Source organism: Modestobacter sp. VKM Ac-2984, assembly GCF_026967985.1.
Classification (GTDB): Bacteria; Actinomycetota; Actinomycetes; order Mycobacteriales; family Geodermatophilaceae; genus Modestobacter.
Genome location: NZ_JAPVBJ010000008.1, coordinates 75724 through 94214, shown reverse-complemented (window position 1 = coordinate 94214; position 18491 = coordinate 75724). Strand labels below are relative to the sequence as shown.

Here is an 18491-nt window from a genome sequence, read left to right as displayed (position 1 = left end):
AACGGTAGTCCTGGATCCGCCCGCCGGCCGGGGCTCAGCCCGGCAGCAGCTCGGGGACGGCGACCTCGGCCACCCGCTCCTCCACCCGGCGCTGGGTCGCGGCGTCGAACACCTCGGTGAAGCGCGCCCGGGGCCGGTGCTGGAGCGGCCCGGTGTTGGCGCCCTTCCACGCCTCGAAGTCCTTGATCAGACCCTGCGCAGCGGCGGCCCGCCCGGTCACCATCGCCGGGGTGAAGGGGAGGCCGACCACGGCACACGCCGCGGCCAGCACCCGGTCGGGGTCCTCCGCGAGCGCCGCGTAGCTCAGCACGGCATGACCGGGGCGCCCGTGGTGGGCTGCGGTGATCCCCACGCACTCCGCCCAGAGGTCGACGGCGTCGTCGGCCGTGTAGGAGCTCCCCCAGCCGGGGGCGACCGAGCAGAGGCTGGCCGCGACGTCGGCGCCGTCCCGGACGATGTGCAGGAAGCGTGCCCCGGGCACCAGCCGCTCGATGAGGTCGATGGCGTAGAGGTTGGCCGGGGTCTTCTCCACCCAGGTCGTCGCGCCCGCGGCCACGGTCACCGCGTCGGCGGCGGCGACGAAGGCCCCGGCCGTCTCCTGCACCGTCGCCGGCTCCGGCCACGCCAGCTCCGGCCGGCCCAGGAAGTGGGCGACCTGTGGGAGGTCGGCGGCGAGCTACGGGCTGATCAGCCCCTGGTGGCGCCGGTCGCCGGCCGCCTCCAGCCGGTAGAAGAAGTGCGTCTCCGGGAACGAGTGGACGTCGGGGTGGGCGGCCAGGAAGGACTGCAGGAGCGTGGTGCCCGACCGCGGGCAGCCGACCACGAACAGCCGGTTGGCGACGGTGGTCGGGGGCACCGCCGGAACCTATCCCTGGTCCCGGGCGCCCCGCTGGGCGACCTCGGGACGACTCCGGTCAGACGTCGGCGGTGGCCTCGGTGAGCCGGTGTGCCCCGCAGGAGCAGCCCGGGTTGCGCGCCGAGAGCACCAGGGAGACCGCGTGCGCCCGGTCCCGGGCACCCAGCTTGCGCAGGATCGCCTTCACGTGGGACTTCACCGTGTCCTCGGAGATGAACAGGTTCTTCCCGATCGCCCGGTTCGACTGCCCCTGGATCAGCTCATCGAGCACGTCGGACTCCCGGCGGGTCAACGGCACCTCCGGGGTCAGCTCCCGCGACACCGGCTCCGCCGCCCCCTCACCGCGACGGATCTGCGGGTCCACCACGGTGCGCCCGGCGCGGGCGGCGAGCACGGCCCAGCCCAGCAGGGTCGGGGAGGTGTTCATCAGCAGGTAGCTGCGGACCCCGGCGGCCAGCGCCTCGTTCACCACACCCGGGTCCTCCGAGGTCGCCAGCGCCACCACGGCCAGCTGCGGGAACCGGCGACGCAGGTCCCGAACGGCGTTCAGGGTGGCCGCCCGGCCGGTGCCCAGCTCCACCACCACCGCGTCCGGGCGGGCGGACTCGGCCAGGGTCAGCGCGCGACGCGGCTCCCCGGGGGTGCCCACCGCCTGCATGCCGGCGGTCTCGTTGATCATGCCGACCAGCCCACGGCGCAGGACCGGGGCGTCGGCGAGGATCAGGACGCGGGTGACGCCGCGGGGGGTGCTGGCCATCGGGGTGGACACGTTCGGTCTCCGCTCACTGTGGGTCATCGACTGACGAGCAGTAGATCGACCGGGTGAACGGACTGCTTGAGCACTTCTGCAGAGGAGACTTCCCGGGCGGTGACGCCGGGTCACCAGGGCCGGGGCGCGTCCTCCGGGGTCAGCTCGGCCGACTCGTCGAGCGGGCCGGGTTCGAACAGCACGGTGAGCCGGTCCCGGTCGTCCACGCCCACCCGGGCCCGGACGCCGTACACGCGGGCGATGAGCTCCGCGGTGAGCACCTCCCTCGGCGACCCGCCGGCCACCGCCCGGCCGCGCTCCAGGACGATCACCTCGTCGCAGAAGGTGGCCGCCAGGTTGAGGTCGTGCAGGGCTATGACGCTGGTGACGGGCAGCCGCGAGACCAGCGACAGCAGCTCCAGCTGGTGGCGGATGTCCAGGTGGTTGGTCGGCTCGTCCAGCAGCAGCTCGCGGGGTTCCTGCGCGAGCGCACGGGCGATGTGGGCGCGCTGACGCTCTCCTCCGGAGAGGGTGTCCCAGCGCTGGTCGGCCTTGTCGGTCAGCCCGGTGTGCCGCAGCGCCTCGGCCACAGCCTCCTCGTCACGGGTCGCGGAGGCGGTGCCGAAGGAGTCGCGGTGCGGGATCCGGCCGAGCCGCACCACGTCCCGCACGCGGATGTCGACGTCGGTGTCGGCGTGCTGGCTCACCACGGCCACGGCGCGGGCGATGTCGCGCCGGGTGAGGGAGCGGAGCTCGGCACCGTCGAGGGTGACCACCCCGGAGTCCGGCTTGGCGGTGCCACCCAGCAGCCGCAGCAGCGAGGACTTGCCCGAGCCGTTCGGCCCCAGCAGGCCGACCGTCGTCCCGGGCGCCGGGCGCAGCGTCACGTCGTCGACGACGAGCGCGCCGCCGCGGTGCCACACGACCCGCTCCGCCTGCAGCGTCACGGCGCCCGCCGCTTCCGCACCAGGATCAGCACGAAGGCCGGCACCCCGACCAGCGCCGTCCCCACCCCGACCGGCAGCGGTGTGGGCTGGAAGGCCACCCGGGAGACGGCGTCGACCCACACCATGAAGACGGCGCCGATGAGCGCCGTGGCCGGGATCAGCGCGGCGTGCCGGGGGCCGAAGAGGAACCGGGCGGCGTGTGGGAGCACCAGGCCGACGAAGCCGATGGCGCCGGTGACGCTCACCAGCGTCGCGGTGATCAGCGCGGTGAGCACCAGCAGGCCCAGCCGCACCCGGGCCACGGCGATGCCCAGCGAGGCGGCGATCTCGTCGCCGAAGGAGAAGGCGTCCAGCGCGTGGGAGTAGGCCAGGCACAGCGCGATGCCCACGGCGACGACGACGGCGCACAGCACCACGTCGTCCCAGCGCACGCCCTCCAGCGACCCCAGCAGCCAGAACATCACGCCGCGGGTCTCGTCGGCGTCGGCGAAGGCGAAGATCACGAAGGAGGTCAGCGCGGAGAACAGCTGGGTGCTCGCCACGCCCGCCAGGATCACCCGGTCGGTGCCGCCGCCGGCCAGCCGGGCCAACAGCATGACCAGGGCGAAGGCCAGCAGCGCCCCGATGAACGCCCCGCCGGACAGGCCGATCACGGAACCGCCGACGCCGAGGACGCCGATCACCACCGCGCCGGTGGAGGCGCCGGAGGAGATCCCCAGCAGGAACGGGTCGGCCAGCGGGTTGCGCAGCAGGGACTGCATCACCGCGCCGCAGATCCCCAGGCCGGCGCCGGCTGCCGCCGCGGTGAGCGCGCGGGGCAGTCGCTCCTCCCAGACGATCGCGTCCTTGACCACCCGGACCGGGATGTCGGCGAGCCCGAGGTGGTTGAGCAGCACGTCGCGGACGTTCACCAGCGAGACGTCCGCCGGCCCGAGCGTGATCGCGGCACCCACCGACAGGGCCACCGCGACGACCCCACCGACGAGCAGCAGCACCACCCGCAGCGTGTTCCCGGGCGACGTCCTGGACTCGCTCCCGGCCCCGTCCGTGACGGGGGTGGTCACGGCGGTCAGGGTGCCTGCTCGATCTCGTCCAGGCCGTCGGCCAGCTTCTCCAGCGCGTCGACGAAGCGGATGGACGGGTTCATCTCGGCACCGTGCAGCGCGATGTAGTCCTCTCCCTGGACGGCCTGCATCGTGCTGGTCAGCGGATCGGAGGCCAGGAACGCCTCCTTGTCCGCCAGCCGGTCACCGGGGAACCGGTCGCGCTGCAGGTCGCCCAGGACCAGCACGTCCGGGTCCCGCTCGACCACGGTCTCCCAGCCGACCGCGGTCCAGTCGTCGTCGAGGTCGGCGAAGACGTTCTCCGCACCCACCGTGGTGGCCAGCAGGTCAGCCCCGCCGAGGCCTCCGGCCACGTAGGGGGACTTGGTGTCGGCGAACCAGAAGGCGATCGTGCGGTCGCTGGCCTCGATCCGGTCGGTCGCGGCCTCCGCGCGCTCCTGCAGGTCGGCGATGAGCTCGTCCCCGCGGGACGAGACGTCGAAGATCTCCGCCAGCTCACGGATCTCCTGGTAGACGGAGTCGATCTCCAGCGGCCGGGTGCGGGTGCCGCCCCCGTTGATGAGCAGCTCGCCCTCGCAGTCGGCCGGCGACAGGTAGGCGTCGACGCCGGTCTCCGCCAGCCGCTCCCGCTCGACCACGCCGCCGGTGCGGTAGTGCCGAGCGAAGGAGGCGGTCACGAAGTCGGGATCGGCGTCGAGCAGGACCTCGTAGCTGGGCGCGTTGTCGGCCAGCCGCGGCACCGCGGCGTTCGCCTCGGCGAGCTCGGGCAGGACCGGGTCGGTCCAGGACGCGGTGCCGACCACCCGGTCCTCGAGACCCAGCGCGAGCAGGATCTCCGTCGAACCCTGGTCGAGCGAGACGACCCGCTGCGGCGCGGCCTCGAACGTCATCGTCTCGCCGCAGTTGTCGACCACCAGCGGGTAGTCGGTGGCGTTCTCGCCCCCGCTCGCGACCTCGGCCTCCGGGACCGGCTCGGAGGCACCGCAGGCGGCGAGCGCCAGGGCGGCGGCGATGGCGGTGGCGGTGCGGCCCACCCGGCCGGAGGACGTGCGCATGCTGGGGTCCCTGTCGATGGGTCCGGGTGCACGGCCCTGACCTGACGTGCCGTCAGGAGGCTGCGCACACACCGGAGGCGTGCTGAGGCTTGCCTAAGCTACCCGCGACCCATCCGAGCCTTGGACCCGGCTCGTCAGCTCCCCTGGGAGACCAGGTCGGCGTACCGCGCCAGGTACAGCGGCCAGCCGGCGTCGTCGGCGACCCCGTCGCGGACGGCCTCCCAGCCGTCGCCGTGCCGGTCGAGGTGACGGTGCTCCAGCTCCACCCGGGTGTGCGCCGGGCCCTCGGCGAGGAACCGGACCTCGACCTCACTGGTGTGCTCGGGGTCCGTCTCCACCTGCCACTGCGGGCTGATGTCCCAGCTGAAGACCACGCGGTCCGGCGGGTCGAAGGCCAGGACGCGCGCCCAGCGGCACTCGCTGCCGTCGACGCCCCGGTCGGTGACGTGGCCGCCGACGACCGGGTCGAACACGGTCTCGGCGATCGGGACGCCGAGCAGGTTGTGCTCCGGTGGCTTGAAGTCGCCGAGCCGCTCGGTGAACGTCGCGAAGGCCCGGTCGATCGGGGCCTGGACGACGATCTGCCTGCGGACCACGAGGGCGGCCGTCTCGGTCATGAGTCCTCCTGCGTCGGGTGTCCATCGGGGTCGTGCACGACGACGTCCTGAGCTGCGACGTCCTGAGCTGCGATCTCCTGATAGCCGTCCAGCGCGCGGCGCCAGAAGGTGTCGAGCTGGTCCCGCAGGGCGCCGAGGCCCTCGGGGCTGAGCCGGTAGACCCGGCGCGTGCCGGCAGCGCGGTCGATGACGAGCCCGGCGTCCTTGAGGACCTTCAGGTGCTGGGAGACCGCCGGACGGCTGATCGGGAGCTCGTCGGCGAGCTCCCCCACGGCCTGCGGTCGCTCGGCCAGCGAGGCGACGATGGCGCGCCGGGTGGGGTCACCCAGCGCCTCCCAACCGTCGCGGTCTTGGTGAGCAGCCACGAACGTAAGCTACGACTTACGGTCGGCTGGGTCAATGCCTCCGCTCAGGGGCGGGGGTCGGTCCGTGTCCAGCCGCGATCGTCCCGGCGGGCGCCCTGGGCCGCGCGACAACGCCGGCAGACGGCCTGCACGCCCTCCGCGTGCCGGCCGGACTCGGGCTGCACGTCGACCCAGCCGACGTGCGGGAAGCGGGTCAGCCGCGACCGGCTCAGCGACAGGCCGCAGACCGTCTCGTTGCGCCCCGGCCGCCAGGCGTGCACCTCCCCGGCGGGGTACCGGACGCCGTCGTCGGGGTCGGTCCACTGGTCGGAGGCGGCGACCGCCGCGCTGCGTGCTGGCACGCGCCGCCCGCTACCCGCCGGGGTGCGGTGCGATGCGACCGGTGTCGCCGCGCCCTCAGTCCGACCGGCCCCGCCGGAACCGGGCGGGCCGCCGCACCGTGTCCTCGCGGGCCCAGCGGGTGGGTCCCCAGGTGACCCGGTCCGGGGAGGGCAGCAGGAGCGGGTCGCCGTGGGAGGTGACGTCCAGCCGGCTCAGCCGGCCGTCCTCGACGAACAGGAGCACCCCGCCCACGGGTGCCCCGTCGGCGCCGACGACGGTCCCCTCGACCGGCGCCGGCCCGCTGGCCGGCGCGACCGGGACGTCGTCGGGGACCTGCAGGTCGAGGGTCCCGCACCCACAACGACAGCCCGCCGTGGCGGTGGCCCTCGCCACCTGAGCGCGCAGTTCGGCGACGCCGAGGAAGTCGTGGGCGAGGAGTGCGTCGAGCAGGTCGCGCGCGTCGTCGTCCAGGGGCCTGGGGCTCTGGCCGGCCCGCGGCCCGGGATCAGCAGCGGTCATGCCCCCAGTGTCGCGGGTGTCGTGACGAGCGATGCGACCGGCGGGTCGGCGTGGCCGCACGGTCCGGGGCTGCCGGGACCGCGAGGTGTGGCACGGTGTCGCGGTGCCCGCCCGCGTCCGCCCGACGGACCTGCGATGACGCAGGGCATCCGCAACCCGGTCGGCCGCTCGGCCCCCGCCCGCGGGTTCCACCACCCGGGGCGGGTGATCGCCGGCGCCTTCGCCGTGGCGATCGCCGTCGGCACCGCACTGCTGTCGCTGCCCGTCGCCGTCGCCGGCCCCGGGCGCGCCGACCTCCTCACCGCGCTGTTCCACGCCACGTCCGCGGTCTGCGTCACCGGGCTGGTCACCGTGGACACCGGCACCTACTGGTCAGGGTTCGGCCAGGGCGTGATCCTGCTGCTCATCCAGGCCGGCGGCCTCGGGATCATGACGCTGGCCACCCTGCTCGCGGTCGTGCTGTCCCGCCGGTTGGGGCTCCGGGCCCGGCTGATCGCCCAGGCGGAGACCAAGGCGCTGTCCGCCGCGGACGTCCGCCGGGTCATCCGCAGGGTGGTGCTCTTCAGCCTCGGCATCGAGGCCGTGGTCGCCGTCGTGCTCGGGATCCGGTTCGCCACCGGTTACGACCAGCCGCTGTCGTCGGCGGCCTACTCGGGCGTGTTCCACGCCATCTCGGCGTTCAACAACGCCGGCTTCGGGCTCAACGCCGACAGCCTGGTGCAGTACGTGGCCGACCCGTGGATCAGCCTGACCATCAGCGTCGCGATCATCGTCGGCGGCCTGGGCTTCCCCGTGGTCTTCGAGCTGGCCCGCGAGTGGCGGTCGCCGAAGAGCTGGTCGGTGCTCACCCGGATCACCGTCATCGTCACCGTCGTCCTGCTCGTCGGCGGGACCCTGCTGTTCCTGATCGCCGAGGGCGGCAACCCCGGGACCCTCGGCCCACTGGGCGCCGGGGCGACGGTGCTGGCCGCGTTCACCGCGGCGGTGATGCCGCGCACCGCCGGGTTCAACAACCTCGACATCGCCGCCTACCAGCCCGAGACGCTGCTGCTCACCGACGCGCTGATGTTCATCGGCGGAGGCAGCGCCGGAACCGCCGGCGGCATCAAGGTGACCACCTTCGGCCTGCTGGCCTACGTCCTGTGGGCGGAGATGCGCGGTGACCCGGACGTCGAGATCGGCCGTCGCCGGGTGCCGAGCACCAACCAGCGCCAGGCGCTGGCGATCGCACTGCTCGGCATCGGCGTGGTCGCCGTCTCCACCTTCGTCATGGAGGCCCTCACCGACTTCAGCTTCGACGTGGTGCTCTTCGAGGTCGTCTCCGCCTTCTCCACCGTCGGCCTGTCCACCGGCATCACCGCCGACGTCCCACCAGCCGGGCAGGTGCTGCTCGTGCTGCTCATGTACATCGGCCGGATCGGGCCGCTCACCCTGGCGTCGGGGCTCGCGCTCCGCGATCGCGCCCGCCGGCACCAGCTCCCCGAGGAGAGGACCATCGTTGGCTAGCCACAAGGACCCCGTCGCCGTGCTCGGCCTGGGTCGGTTCGGCACCGCGCTCGCCCTCGAACTGGCCCGCGGCGGCACCGAGGTGCTCGCCGTGGACAACCGGCCCGACATCGTCCAGCGCCTGTCCGGGCAGCTGGGCCAGGTCGTCATCGCCGACTCCACCGACCCCGACGCGCTGGCAGAGATCGGCATCGCCGACTTCAGCCGCGTCGTCGTGGCCATCGGCGGCCACCTCGAAGCCAGCATCCTCACCACCGCACTGCTCTCCGAGCTCGAGATCCCGACCATCTGGGCCAAGGCCGTGACCCGCCAGCAGGCGACGATCCTGAGCCGCATCGGCGCCCATCACGTGGTCTTCCCCGAGCAGGAGATGGGCGAGCGGATCGCACACCTGGTCGCCGGCCGGCTGCTGGACTGGGTGGAGCTGGACCCGCAGTGGGTGTTCGCCAAGACCAAGCCACCGAGGGAGATCGTCGGCATCCCGCTCGGCCAGACCGGCCTGCGGAAGAAGCACCACGTCACGGTGGTGTCGGTGAAACCGGAGAACACGGCGAGCTACACCCACGCCGACTACGACACCGTGCTGACCTACGGCGCGGAGATCGTCATCGCCGGCCGGCCGGCCGACGTGGAGCGCTTCGTCGAACTGCAGTGACCAGCTGGTGCCCCCGGCAGGATTCGAACCTGCGGCACACGGTTTAGGAAACCGATGCTCTATCCCCTGAGCTACGGGGGCTGCGGCGGTACGGCGGACCGCACCGCCACCGGGCCGCTGCGTGCGGGCCGGTTGCCGACGAGAGGGTATCGGACGACCGAGGGGCCCGACGGCATGCGCCGTCGGGCCCCTCGGGTGTGTGCGCCGGTCGCTCAGCGAGCGCCGGCTGCACCGATCAGGCCTGCAGGGACTCCATGAAGTCCGGGTTCTCCTCGAGCCAGGCGTCGACGGCCTCGGAGTAGCGGCCCTCGCCGTACTCGTTGACGACCATGTTCTCCAGCGAGCCGTACTGCTCGTCGGTGAGGGTCGCGTTCTCCATCATCGACGCCACGTCGGCACAGTCGGCCGCGAAGCCCTCACGGGCCAGCGTGTGCAGGCCCTCGGCGTCGCCCAGGGCGCCTTCCGGGTCGGCGAGGTCCTTGACCGGGAACTCGCTGTTGGCCCAGAACGGGCGCCACAGGGTGACGACGATGTCCTCGTTGGCGTCGGTCGCCGCCTGCAGCTCGGCCAGCATCGCGGTGGTGGAGGACTCGACCAGCGTGTAGTCCCCCTCCAGCCCGTAGGTCGGCATGACGCTGTCCTTGGTGGTGGCGGTGAGGCCCGCGCCGGGCTCGATCCCGACGATCCGGCCGTCGAACATCTCGGCGTTGCCGGCCAGGTCGGCGATCGACTCGATGTCGGTGTACTCCGGGACGGCGAAGGTCAGCTTGGCGCCCTCGTACCAGGCACCGAGGTCCTCGAGCTGGTCGCCGTACTCCTCCATGTAGGCCGCGTGGGTGACCTCGGACCAGGCGGACGGGTAGACGTCGACGTCGCCCCCGGCCAGGCCGGCGTACAGCGGAGCCGCCTCGGAGATCTCGGTCATCTCGACCTCGATGCCCTGCTCGGCGAGGACGCCGTCCCACAGGTGGGCCATGCTCAGGCCGTCGGTCCAGGAGGGGATGAAGCCCAGGTTGACGGTCTCGCAGTCGCTGCCGGCCGACGCTCCGCCGGCGGCGGTGGTGTCCTCCTCGGCGTCCCCACCACACGCGGTGGCGGTGAGTGCGACGGCGGCGAGGCCGGCGGCCAGGCGTGCGCCTCGGGTGGTCAGGTGCTTGTTCATGCGGTCGTTCCTCTCCTACATCTGGTGGCGGTCGACTGCCCCGCGCACCGTTGGTGCTCCGGCTCCGCGGCGACGGCCCGGGAGGGCCGCGCCGGTCGGCTACCGGGCAGGTCGGTTCGGTGAGTTCTGGTCGGCCCCGACGGGCGTGACGGCATCGGCGGACCGGCTGCTGGCGGCGAGGCCGCCCTTGCCGACCGAACCACCGCGGCTCAGGAAGCTCGGGATCGCGCCGAGGCGACCGCGCTGCTGGCCGAACGCACTGGTCAACCGGTCGAGGTAGATGGCGAGGATGACGACCGACAGGCCGCCCTCGAAGCCCAGCCCGACGTCGAGCCGGGAGATGCTGGTGACGACGACGCCACCGAGGCCGGCCGCCCCGATCAGTCCGGCGATGACGGCCATGGACAGCGCCAGCATGATCACCTGGTTGACCCCGGCCATGATCGTCGGCAGGGCCAGGGGCAGCTGGATGCCGCGCAGGATCCGGCCGGGCGGGCTGCCGAACGCATGCCCGGCCTCCACCAGCTCCTGGTCGACCTGCCGGATGCCCAGCTCGGTGAGCCGGACGCCCGGCGGCATCGCGAAGATGATCGTGGTGACGACGCCCGGGACGAGGCCGATGCCGAAGAACGTCACCGCCGGCACGAGGTAGACGAAGGCCGGCATCGTCTGCATGAAGTCGAGCACCGGTCGGAGGGCGGCACTGACCCGGTCGCTCTTCGCGGCCGCGATGCCGATCGGGATGCCGATCGCCACCGCGATCACCGCGGACACCAGGACCAGGGCCAGCGTCGCCATGGCCGGCTCCCACATCCGCATGCTGATCAGCAGCAGCAGGCCCAGCAGCGAGACGACGGCGAAGCGCACCGACCGGACCACGCCACCGAGCACGGCCAGTGCCACGGCCAGCAGGATCGACGGGGGGAAGAGCAGCGCGTCGCGCAGTCCCTCCACCCCGGCCTCGGTCCCGTCGCTGATCACGTCGAAGACCGGGGCGAAGTTCTCGGTGACCCAGTCGAAACCGCTGTCGATCCAGTCGCCCACCGGGATCTGCGGCAGGGCGGCGTCCTCGGCGGCCCGGAACACGGTCTCAGCCACGGATGGTCTCCTTCATCGCCACGGCGGTGGCGCCCACCGGGTCGGCCGGTGCAGGCGCGGCGGACGGCGCGGGGCGCGGGATGCCCCCGAGGGCAGCCAGGACCGCCCCGCGGGGCACCACCCCCAGCAGCCGGCCGTCGTCGTCCACGACGGTCACCGGCACGTCGTCCTGGGCAGCGGGGGCGAGCAGGTCGCTCAACGTCGTGGTCTCCCGGACGTCGACCGGGGGCAGCAGGGCGAGCCCGGCCAGCGACGGCGCCCCCGTCGCGACGGCGGCCCGGACGGCGTCCTCGGTGGCCACCCCGGCCACCCGGCCGTCGCCGTCCCCGACGAGCACGGAGCCGGAGCGGTGCTCCTGCATCGCCTGGAGCACGTGTGCCGGCGCAGCCGCCGGCGCGACCAGGGTGGGCGCCTCCACCATCACGTGCCGCGCGGTGAACACCCGCCCACGGTCGACGTCGGCGAGGAACTGCTGGACGTAGTCGTCGGCGGGGGCCTCGAGGATCTGGTCGGGCGTGCCGATCTGCACGACCCGGCCGTCGCGCATGATCGCGATCCGGTCACCGAGGCGCATGGCCTCGTTCAGGTCGTGGGTGATGAAGATGATCGTCTTGCCCAGCGAGGCCTGCAGCTCCAGCAGCTGGTCCTGCATCTCGCGGCGGATCAGCGGGTCGAGCGCGCTGAACGCCTCGTCCATCAGCAGCAGGTCGGTGTCGGCGGCGAGCGCGCGGGCCAGACCGACCCGCTGCTTCATGCCGCCGGAGAGCTGCCCGGGCTTCTGGTCGGCCCACTGGTCGAGCCCGACGAGCGCGAGGGCCTCCTGCGCCTTGGCCCGGCGGGTGGCGCGGTCGACGCCGCGGACCTCGAGGGCGTAGGCGGCGTTGTCCAGCACGCTGCGGTGCGGGAAGAGCGCGAAGTGCTGGAACACCATGCTCATCTGCTCCTGCCGGAGCCGGCGCAGCGCCTTGTCGTCCAGCGCGGTCAGCTCGGCCTCACCCACGTGCACGGTGCCGGCAGTGACCTCCAGCAGCCCGTTGAGCATCCGCAGCAGCGTCGACTTGCCCGAGCCGGACAGCCCCATGACCACGAAGATCTCGCCCGGCTCGACGGTGAAGCTGACGTCGATGACGGCCGGGGTCGCGCCGCGCTCTCGCACGTCGGCCACGGAGGCGCCGTCCCGGAGCCGGTCGACCGCCTCGGCGGTACGCCGGCCGAAGACCTTGAACAACCCCTCGGCATGTACTGCGGGCACGGGCAACCTCTCGTCGGCGGACAGGACCCCGGCCTGGCGGCACGATGGGCAGAGGCGCGCAGCTCCGCAGAGCGCTCGTCACCTGTCCGTGTCGTGCCACCGGGCGCACCACCCCTCGGGGCGGGCGCCACGAGGCGCGGGTGCGGCTCGCCGGCCACGACGCCAGGGCGTCGGCACGCACGTCGCGGTGCGCCGGTCAGCGGGCCGGGGTGGGGCGGGCAGGGCCCGCTCCCATCTCGAGACAGGACGCTAACAGTGAATGGCGAACACAAATGGCGCTTTCAGCCCATCGGGTAATTCCGTTATGTGGTCGTGACACGCCCGGGGTGTCGAAGACCACAATGACAATTCCACCGCCCGGCCGAGATCGACGTTCCCCGACAGGTGTCACGCGACTGAGCTGCGGGTATGGAATCCAGAGCGCGCCCTGGAGAGCAACCGAGAATGTGTTGCCACTTCGTCATGGAATCGTCATCAGATCTCCATGTGGCACAACTGAACAGCAATTCCAGCCCGGTCGATCGCCGAATCGACGACTGCGACGGGCGTGGGTCGGGGAACCTCCGGGGTCGCCGACGCGTGAGGGAGATGCGGGCGGCACCGTGTCGCAACCGTTACCTTGTGTCAGCACATACGAGCCCCGGCAACGGCGCCGGAGGCGCGGGAGGTGGAGAGCACAGATGGAGATCACGGTCGTCGACGTCCCCGAGCGGGGCCGCTTCGAGATCCGGGACGGCGAGCGAGTCGTCGGCCTGGCCAGCTACCACGTCGACCAGGGCGTGATGACCTTGCCGCACACCGAGATCGACCCGGCGATGGGCGGCCGGGGCCTCGGGACGCAACTGGTCGGCACCGTCCTCAGCGCCGCCCGCGAGCGGGGCCTGCACGTGCTCCCCTACTGCTCCTTCATCCGGAAGTACCTGGTCGACCACCCCGATCAGCTGGACCTCGTCGCCGAGGCCGACCGGCCCACCTTCGGTCTGGCGCCGGCCCACAGCTGATCCACCCAGCGGCACCGGCGGGGCCTTCCTAGGCTCGGCCGGGTGCCCACCGCCCTGATCTGGTTCCGTCGCGACCTGCGGCTGGACGACCACCCGGCCCTGCTGGCCGCCGGCGACGCCGCCGGGCCCGGGGGCACCGTCGTCCCGGTCTTCGTCTTCGACGACCGGCTCTACGGACCCTCCGGCGAGCCGCGCCGGCGGTTCCTGCTCGACTGCCTGGCCGAGCTCGGCGCCTCGACCGGCGGCGCGCTGGTCACCCGCACCGGCGACCCGGCCGCCGTCCTCCCCCGGCTCGTCGCCGAGCTGGACGCGGTCAGCGTGCACGTCACCGCGGACGCCGGCCCGTACGGCCGGCGGCGCGACCAGGCGGTGGAGCGGGCGCTGGGCGAGGTCCCGCTGGTGCGCACCGGCTCGCCGTACGCGGTGGCGCCCGGCCGGGTGGTGAAGCGCGACGGCACGCCCTTCCGGGTGTTCACCCCGTTCGCCCGCGCCTGGCGCGAGCACGGCTGGCACTCCCCCGCCGTCCGCCCCGACCCGGTGCCGTGGCAGCAGGGCGTGCGCTCCGACGAGCCCCCACCGCGGCCCGACCTGGGTGAGGTCCAGCTGCCCCCGGCCGGCGAGGCCGCGGCCCTGGAGGCCTGGCACCGGTTCCGGGACGAACGGCTGCTCGGCTACGACGCGGGCCGCGACCGCCCCGGCACCAACGGGACGAGCCGGCTGTCGGCGTACCTGAAGTACGGCTGCATCCACCCGCGCACGCTGCTCGCCGATCTCGCCGCCGAGCAGGGCTCGGAGTCGGTGCGCCGGTACACCGACGAACTGGCCTGGCGGGACTTCTACGCCGACGTCCTGTGGCACCGGCCCGACTCCGCCCGGGAGTACCTCAACCCCCAGCTGCAGGGCATGGGCTACGACTCCGGACCGGACGCCGAGGAGCTGGTGTGCGCCTGGGAGACCGGCCGCACCGGCTTCCCGATCGTCGACGCCGGGATGCGGCAGCTGCTCGGTGAGGCCTACGTGCACAACCGGGTGCGGATGATCGTCGCCTCGTTCCTGGTCAAGGACCTGCACCAGGAGTGGACCCGCGGCGCGCGGTGGTTCATGCAGCACCTGGTCGACGGCGACCTGGCCAGCAACAACCACGGCTGGCAGTGGGTCGCCGGCACCGGCACCGACGCCTCGCCGTACTACCGGGTCTTCAACCCGATCACCCAGGGCAAGAAGTTCGACCCGGACGGCGCCTACGTCAAGCGCTGGGTGCCCGAGCTGCGCGACCTGGACCCGAAGCACGTGCACGAGCCGTGGACGGCGCCCGGCGGCGTCCCGGCCGGCTACCCCGAGCCGGTCGTCGACCACGCCCACGAGCGCCAGGTGGCCCTGGACCGCTACGCCGCCGTCCGCGCCCGCTGACCCTGGGGCCAAAGTCGTGACTTTGGCCCCAGGGGTGTCGGCTGGGTCACCGGTCCTGTCGTGGCGAGCGGGGCCCCGGCGGGTGAAGCTGGACGGCGTGATCGTCCGTGCCTGAGGGCCACACCCTGTTCCGGCTGGCCCGCGAGCAGCAGGCCGCGTTCGCCGGCCGCGAGGTGCACGTGACCAGCCCGCAGGGCCGCTTCGCCGCTCAAGCCGAGCTGCTCGACGGCCGGGTGCTCGACGAGGTGACCTCCTACGGCAAGCACCTGTTCGCCTTCTTCGGCCCGGACGTCGTCCACGTCCACCTGGGCCTCTACGGCAAGTTCACCTCCGGCACCGGCCTGCCGCCCGAGCCCCGCGGCGCGCTGCGGATGCGCTGGGAGGGGCCGGGCGAGGACGGCGAGGGCGTGTGGACCGACCTGCGCGGCGCCACCGCCTGCGAGCTGATCACCGACGGCGAGGTGCAGTTGATCCTCGACCGGCTCGGCCCGGACCCGCTGCGCCGGCGGTCGGACCCGGCGAAGGCGTTCGCCCGCATCTCCCGCAGCCGGACCACCATCGGCCAACTGCTCATGGACCAGGCCGTGCTCGCCGGCGTCGGGAACGTCTACCGGGCCGAGGCCCTGTTCCGGCAGCGGCTGAGCCCCTTCCGGCTGGGCAGGGACGTCGACGCCGAGCTCTGGGACCGGCTGTGGGCCGACCTGGCGACGCTGATGAAGGCCGGGGTCAAGGCCGGCCGGATCGTCACCACCGAGCGCGCCGACCGCGAACGGCGGAGCGGCCCGGCGCTCCGGGAGGACGCGCACTACGTCTACCGGCGCGCCGGGCTGCCCTGCCGGGTCTGCGGCACCGAGGTGCGCACCGAGCTCATGGCCGGCCGCAACCTCTTCTGGTGCCCCACCTGCCAGGCGGTCTAGAGGGCGCCCTTGGCCTCGTCGCCGGCGGGCACGGCGTGCAGCAGCCGGACGCCGATCGGCTCGGTCAGGTCGTCCTTCACGCTCTCGGTCAGCTGGTTGAACGTCTCGCCGGCCCCGTGCGCCTTGACGTCGTCCTGGGTGGCCCAGCGCTCGATCATCACGAACCCGTAGCCGTCCTCGTGCAGGGCGTACAGCTCGCAGCCGGGCTCCTCGTGCACCTTCGGGATGGCGGCGGTGAACGCCTCCCGGACGGCGTCGGCGCGGCCGGGCTTGGGCGAGATGGTGGCGACGATCGTGATGGACACGCAGGACTCCTCAGCGGTGGTCGGGCACGGCTGCCCGGGTTCACCCTGGCGCCTACCCGCCATCGGGACGACGATGCGGGCGTGGCCGAACCCGCTGTGCCCGGACGCCCGCTGCGCGTCGCCGTCGTCGGTGCCGGGCCGGCCGGCATCTACGCCGCCGACGCACTCGCCGGGCAGGACGACGTCCCGGTCGCGGTCGACCTGATCGACCGGCTGCCCACCCCGTTCGGCCTGGTGCGGCACGGCATCGCCCCCGACCACCTGAAGATGCGGGCGCTGCGGGAGACGCTGCACCACACGCTGGACCACGAGCGGGTGCGCTTCGTCGGCAACGTGGAGATCGGCACCGACCTGGCCCTGGACGAGCTGCGCCGGCACGTCGACGCCGTCGTCTACACCTACGGCGCAGCCGGTGACCGCACGCTGGGCATCCCCGGCGAGGAGCTGCCCGGCAGCCTGGCCGCCACCGACGTCGTCGCCTGGTACTGCGGGCACCCCGACGCCGACCGGACGCGGGTCGAGGAGCTGGTGGCCGGGGCCCGGGACGTCGTGGTGGTCGGGGTGGGCAACGTGGCCCTCGACGTGGCCCGGGTGCTCGCGCGCTCCCCTGCCGAACTGCACCCCACCGACATGCCGCACCACGTGCTCGACACGCTGGCCGCCGCCCCGGTCGAGCGGATCACCGTGCTCGGCCGCCGCGGCCCGGCGCAGGCCAGCTTCACCACCCAGGAGCTGCGCGAGCTGGGCCACCTGGCTGCGGCCACCGTGCTCGTCGACCCGGCCGACCTCACCGACGCCGGGGATGCGGCACTGGCCGCCGAGGACCGGCACGTCGCCCGCAACCTCGCCGCACTCGCCGACTACGCAGGCCACGAGGCCGCCCCCGGCACGGTGAGCGTGCGGCTGCGCTTCCACGCCCGCCCGGTGCGGCTGCTCGGCACCGACCGGGTCATCGGGGTGGAGGTGGAGCGCACCCGGGTCGACGCCGACGGCCGGGCGGTCGGCACCGGGGAGCTCGACGTCGTCCCGGCCGACCTGGTGGTGCGCTCGGTCGGCTACCGCGGGCACGCGCTGCCGGGGCTGCCGCTGGACGGCGGCACGGTGCCGCACGACGCCGGCCGGGTGCTCCGCGACGGCGAGGTCAGCCGGGGCGAGTACGTGGCCGGGTGGATCAAGCGGGGGCCGACCGGCGTCGTCGGCACCAACAAGCACGACGCCCGGGAGACCGTCGCCTCGATGCTGGCCGACGTCGCCGCCGGGGTGCTGGCGCCCGGCGGGGACGACGACTGGGTCGACACCCTGCGTGCCCGGGGCGGGCACCCGGTGCTGCTCTCCGACTGGCGGGCCATCGACGCCGCCGAGATCGCGCTCGGTGCCGTGCACGGCCGGGCCCGCACCACCCTCCACGACCGGCAGCAGCTGCTGGACGCCGTCCGGGCCGCCGCGGCGGCGCAGGAGGGCTGAGCTCGGGCTGGCGCGGTACGGCAGACTCGGTCTCGTGACCGGCTCAGCACAGACCTCGCCCGCCACCACGATGATCTCCTTCGCCCGCGGGGCCCCGTCGACCGACATCGTCGACGTCGAGGGCCTCAAGCAGGCCGCGGTCGCCGCGTTCGACTCCGACCCGGCCGGGATGACCGGCTACGGGACGGCGGTCGGCTACGTGCCGCTGCGGAAGTGGATCGCCGAGAAGCACGGCGTCCCGGTCGAGCACGTGCTGGTGACCAACGGCTCGATGCAGGCCGACGCCTTCCTCTTCGACGAGCTGGCCACCCCCGGCGCGGCGGTGATCACCGAGCGGCCCACCTACGACCGCACCCTGCTCGGGCTGCGCTCGCGCGGCGCCGACGTGCACCTGGTGACGCTGGAGGAGGACGGCATCGCCGTCGACGAGGTCGCCGCCCTGCTCGAGGGCGGGCTGGCGCCGACCCTGGCGCACGTCATCCCCAACTTCCAGAACCCGGCCGGCTACACGCTCTCGCTGGCCAAGCGCGAGCGGCTGCTGGAGCTGGCCCGCGAGCACGGGTTCGTGCTGTTCGAGGACGACCCCTACGTCGACATCCGGTTCAGTGGCGAGCCGCTGCCGCGGATGCTGGAGCTGGACGGCGGTGCGGCCAGCGAGCACGTCGTCTACGCGTCGTCGTTCTCCAAGACCGTCTGCCCGGGCATCCGGGTGGGCTACCTGGTCGGGCCGCCGGCGATCATCGAGAAGATCCGGGTGCGGGCCACCAACACCTACATCGCGCCGAACATGGTCGCCCAGGGCACCGTGCACGCCTACCTGCAGGGCGACCGGTTCCCGGCCGCGCTGGAGCGGGTGAAGTCGGCGCTGGCCGAGCGGGTCGGGCTGCTGGACGACGCGCTGCGCGAGCACCTGCCGCAGGCGACCTTCCGCCGTCCCGAGGGCGGCTACTTCCTGTGGGTGTCGCTGCCCGAGGACGAGGGCCACGACGTCGCCCGGATCACCACCGAGGCCGCCGCCCGCGGGGTGGCGATCGTGCCCGGCACCGACTTCCTGCTCGAGGGCGGGCACAACAGCTTCCGGCTGGCCTACTCGGCGGTGCAGCCCGGCGACGTCGACGAGGGCGTGCGCCGGCTGGCCGCCGCCATCGAGGCCGCCCGCAGCTGAGCCCGCCCGCGCCCCTGGGCGCAGGCATGTCCTGGTCGGCACGCTTGTGCTCTGCTCACTGGTG

General features: G+C 73.4%; 21 protein-coding genes and 1 tRNA gene. 7 read left to right on the top strand and 15 right to left on the bottom strand.

Annotation, left to right across the window (positions count from 1 at the left end; genetic code table 11):
* Window positions 1-34 precede the first annotated feature (34 nt).
* The 10 genes from O2W16_RS16445 to O2W16_RS16400 all read right to left on the bottom strand — a co-directional run bounded on the left by O2W16_RS16445 (window position 35) and on the right by O2W16_RS16400 (window position 6492).
* Window positions 35-604: a sulfotransferase family protein gene (locus tag O2W16_RS16445; RefSeq protein ID WP_269159893.1), complete on the bottom strand. Its 570-nt coding sequence runs from the start codon at window positions 602-604 to the stop codon at window positions 35-37.
* A 72-nt stretch (window positions 605-676) separates the two neighbouring features.
* Window positions 677-856, bottom strand: a complete 180-nt coding sequence (locus O2W16_RS16440; protein WP_269159892.1) for a sulfotransferase — start codon at window positions 854-856, stop codon at window positions 677-679.
* Window positions 857-914: 58 nt separating this feature from the next.
* Window positions 915-1613, bottom strand: a complete 699-nt coding sequence (locus O2W16_RS16435; protein WP_269159891.1) for a response regulator transcription factor — start codon at window positions 1611-1613, stop codon at window positions 915-917.
* A gap of 122 nt (window positions 1614-1735) precedes the next feature.
* Window positions 1736-2551 carry an ABC transporter ATP-binding protein gene (locus O2W16_RS16430; RefSeq protein ID WP_269159890.1) on the bottom strand — a complete coding sequence of 272 codons (816 nt, stop codon included), beginning with the start codon at window positions 2549-2551 and terminating at the stop codon, window positions 1736-1738.
* A complete protein-coding gene (locus tag O2W16_RS16425) occupies window positions 2548-3615 on the bottom strand; it encodes a FecCD family ABC transporter permease (RefSeq protein ID WP_269159889.1) in 1068 nt (355 codons plus the stop codon). Before O2W16_RS16425 ends, O2W16_RS16430 begins: the two co-directional genes overlap by 4 nt.
* A gap of 5 nt (window positions 3616-3620) precedes the next feature.
* Window positions 3621-4670: an ABC transporter substrate-binding protein gene (locus tag O2W16_RS16420; RefSeq protein ID WP_269159888.1), complete on the bottom strand. Its 1050-nt coding sequence runs from the start codon at window positions 4668-4670 to the stop codon at window positions 3621-3623.
* Between the two features lie 134 nt (window positions 4671-4804).
* Window positions 4805-5287: an SRPBCC family protein gene (locus O2W16_RS16415; RefSeq protein WP_269159887.1), complete on the bottom strand. Its 483-nt coding sequence runs from the start codon at window positions 5285-5287 to the stop codon at window positions 4805-4807.
* A complete protein-coding gene (locus O2W16_RS16410; RefSeq protein ID WP_269159886.1) occupies window positions 5284-5652 on the bottom strand; it encodes an ArsR/SmtB family transcription factor in 369 nt (122 codons plus the stop codon). Before O2W16_RS16410 ends, O2W16_RS16415 begins: the two co-directional genes overlap by 4 nt.
* Window positions 5653-5696: 44 nt before the next feature.
* Complete coding sequence (locus tag O2W16_RS16405) at window positions 5697-5993, bottom strand: hypothetical protein (protein WP_269159885.1); 297 nt, start codon at window positions 5991-5993, stop codon at window positions 5697-5699.
* A gap of 55 nt (window positions 5994-6048) precedes the next feature.
* Window positions 6049-6492 (bottom strand): hypothetical protein, encoded by a 444-nt coding sequence (locus O2W16_RS16400; RefSeq protein WP_269159884.1) that lies wholly within the window; start codon window positions 6490-6492, stop codon window positions 6049-6051.
* A gap of 135 nt (window positions 6493-6627) precedes the next feature.
* Between O2W16_RS16400 and O2W16_RS16395 the strand changes: the two genes are divergently transcribed.
* Both O2W16_RS16395 and O2W16_RS16390 read left to right on the top strand, forming a co-directional pair.
* Window positions 6628-7998 (top strand): TrkH family potassium uptake protein, encoded by a 1371-nt coding sequence (locus O2W16_RS16395; protein ID WP_269159883.1) that lies wholly within the window; start codon window positions 6628-6630, stop codon window positions 7996-7998.
* Window positions 7991-8653: a potassium channel family protein gene (locus O2W16_RS16390; protein ID WP_269159882.1), complete on the top strand. Its 663-nt coding sequence runs from the start codon at window positions 7991-7993 to the stop codon at window positions 8651-8653. The genes O2W16_RS16395 and O2W16_RS16390 overlap by 8 nt, the downstream gene beginning before the upstream one ends.
* Before the next feature lie 5 nt (window positions 8654-8658).
* Here the strand turns inward: O2W16_RS16390 and O2W16_RS16385 are convergent.
* The 4 genes from O2W16_RS16385 to O2W16_RS16370 form a co-directional block, all read right to left on the bottom strand.
* Window positions 8659-8734 (bottom strand) — tRNA-Arg (locus tag O2W16_RS16385).
* A gap of 154 nt (window positions 8735-8888) precedes the next feature.
* On the bottom strand, window positions 8889-9815 hold the full coding sequence (locus O2W16_RS16380) for a glycine betaine ABC transporter substrate-binding protein (RefSeq protein ID WP_269159881.1): 927 nt from the start codon (window positions 9813-9815) through the stop codon (window positions 8889-8891).
* A gap of 99 nt (window positions 9816-9914) precedes the next feature.
* Window positions 9915-10913, bottom strand: coding sequence for an ABC transporter permease (locus O2W16_RS16375; RefSeq protein ID WP_269159880.1), 999 nt, complete (start codon window positions 10911-10913; stop codon window positions 9915-9917).
* Window positions 10906-12165, bottom strand: a complete 1260-nt coding sequence (locus tag O2W16_RS16370; protein ID WP_269159879.1) for a quaternary amine ABC transporter ATP-binding protein — start codon at window positions 12163-12165, stop codon at window positions 10906-10908. Before O2W16_RS16370 ends, O2W16_RS16375 begins: the two co-directional genes overlap by 8 nt.
* A 680-nt stretch (window positions 12166-12845) precedes the next feature.
* On the opposite strand from O2W16_RS16370, the gene O2W16_RS16365 reads away from it, so the two are divergent.
* From O2W16_RS16365 to O2W16_RS16355, 3 genes are all read left to right on the top strand, one after another.
* Window positions 12846-13166 (top strand): GNAT family N-acetyltransferase, encoded by a 321-nt coding sequence (locus tag O2W16_RS16365; protein ID WP_269159878.1) that lies wholly within the window; start codon window positions 12846-12848, stop codon window positions 13164-13166.
* 42 nt (window positions 13167-13208) lie between these two features.
* Window positions 13209-14576, top strand: coding sequence for a cryptochrome/photolyase family protein (locus O2W16_RS16360; protein WP_269159877.1), 1368 nt, complete (start codon window positions 13209-13211; stop codon window positions 14574-14576).
* A 107-nt stretch (window positions 14577-14683) separates the two neighbouring features.
* Window positions 14684-15493, top strand: coding sequence for an Fpg/Nei family DNA glycosylase (locus O2W16_RS16355; RefSeq protein WP_269159876.1), 810 nt, complete (start codon window positions 14684-14686; stop codon window positions 15491-15493).
* Here O2W16_RS16355 and O2W16_RS16350 read toward each other — a convergent pair.
* The gene (locus tag O2W16_RS16350; protein WP_269159875.1) at window positions 15490-15798 is read right to left on the bottom strand and encodes a putative quinol monooxygenase; all 309 of its coding nucleotides are present in this window, start codon (window positions 15796-15798) and stop codon (window positions 15490-15492) included. The genes O2W16_RS16355 and O2W16_RS16350 overlap by 4 nt on opposite strands.
* Before the next feature lie 81 nt (window positions 15799-15879).
* Between O2W16_RS16350 and O2W16_RS16345 the strand changes: the two genes are divergently transcribed.
* A complete protein-coding gene (locus O2W16_RS16345) occupies window positions 15880-17262 on the top strand; it encodes an FAD-dependent oxidoreductase (RefSeq protein ID WP_269159874.1) in 1383 nt (460 codons plus the stop codon).
* Window positions 17263-17296: 34 nt separating this feature from the next.
* The gene (locus O2W16_RS16340; RefSeq protein ID WP_269159873.1) at window positions 17297-18427 is read left to right on the top strand and encodes an aminotransferase-like domain-containing protein; all 1131 of its coding nucleotides are present in this window, start codon (window positions 17297-17299) and stop codon (window positions 18425-18427) included.
* Window positions 18428-18491 lie beyond the last annotated feature (64 nt).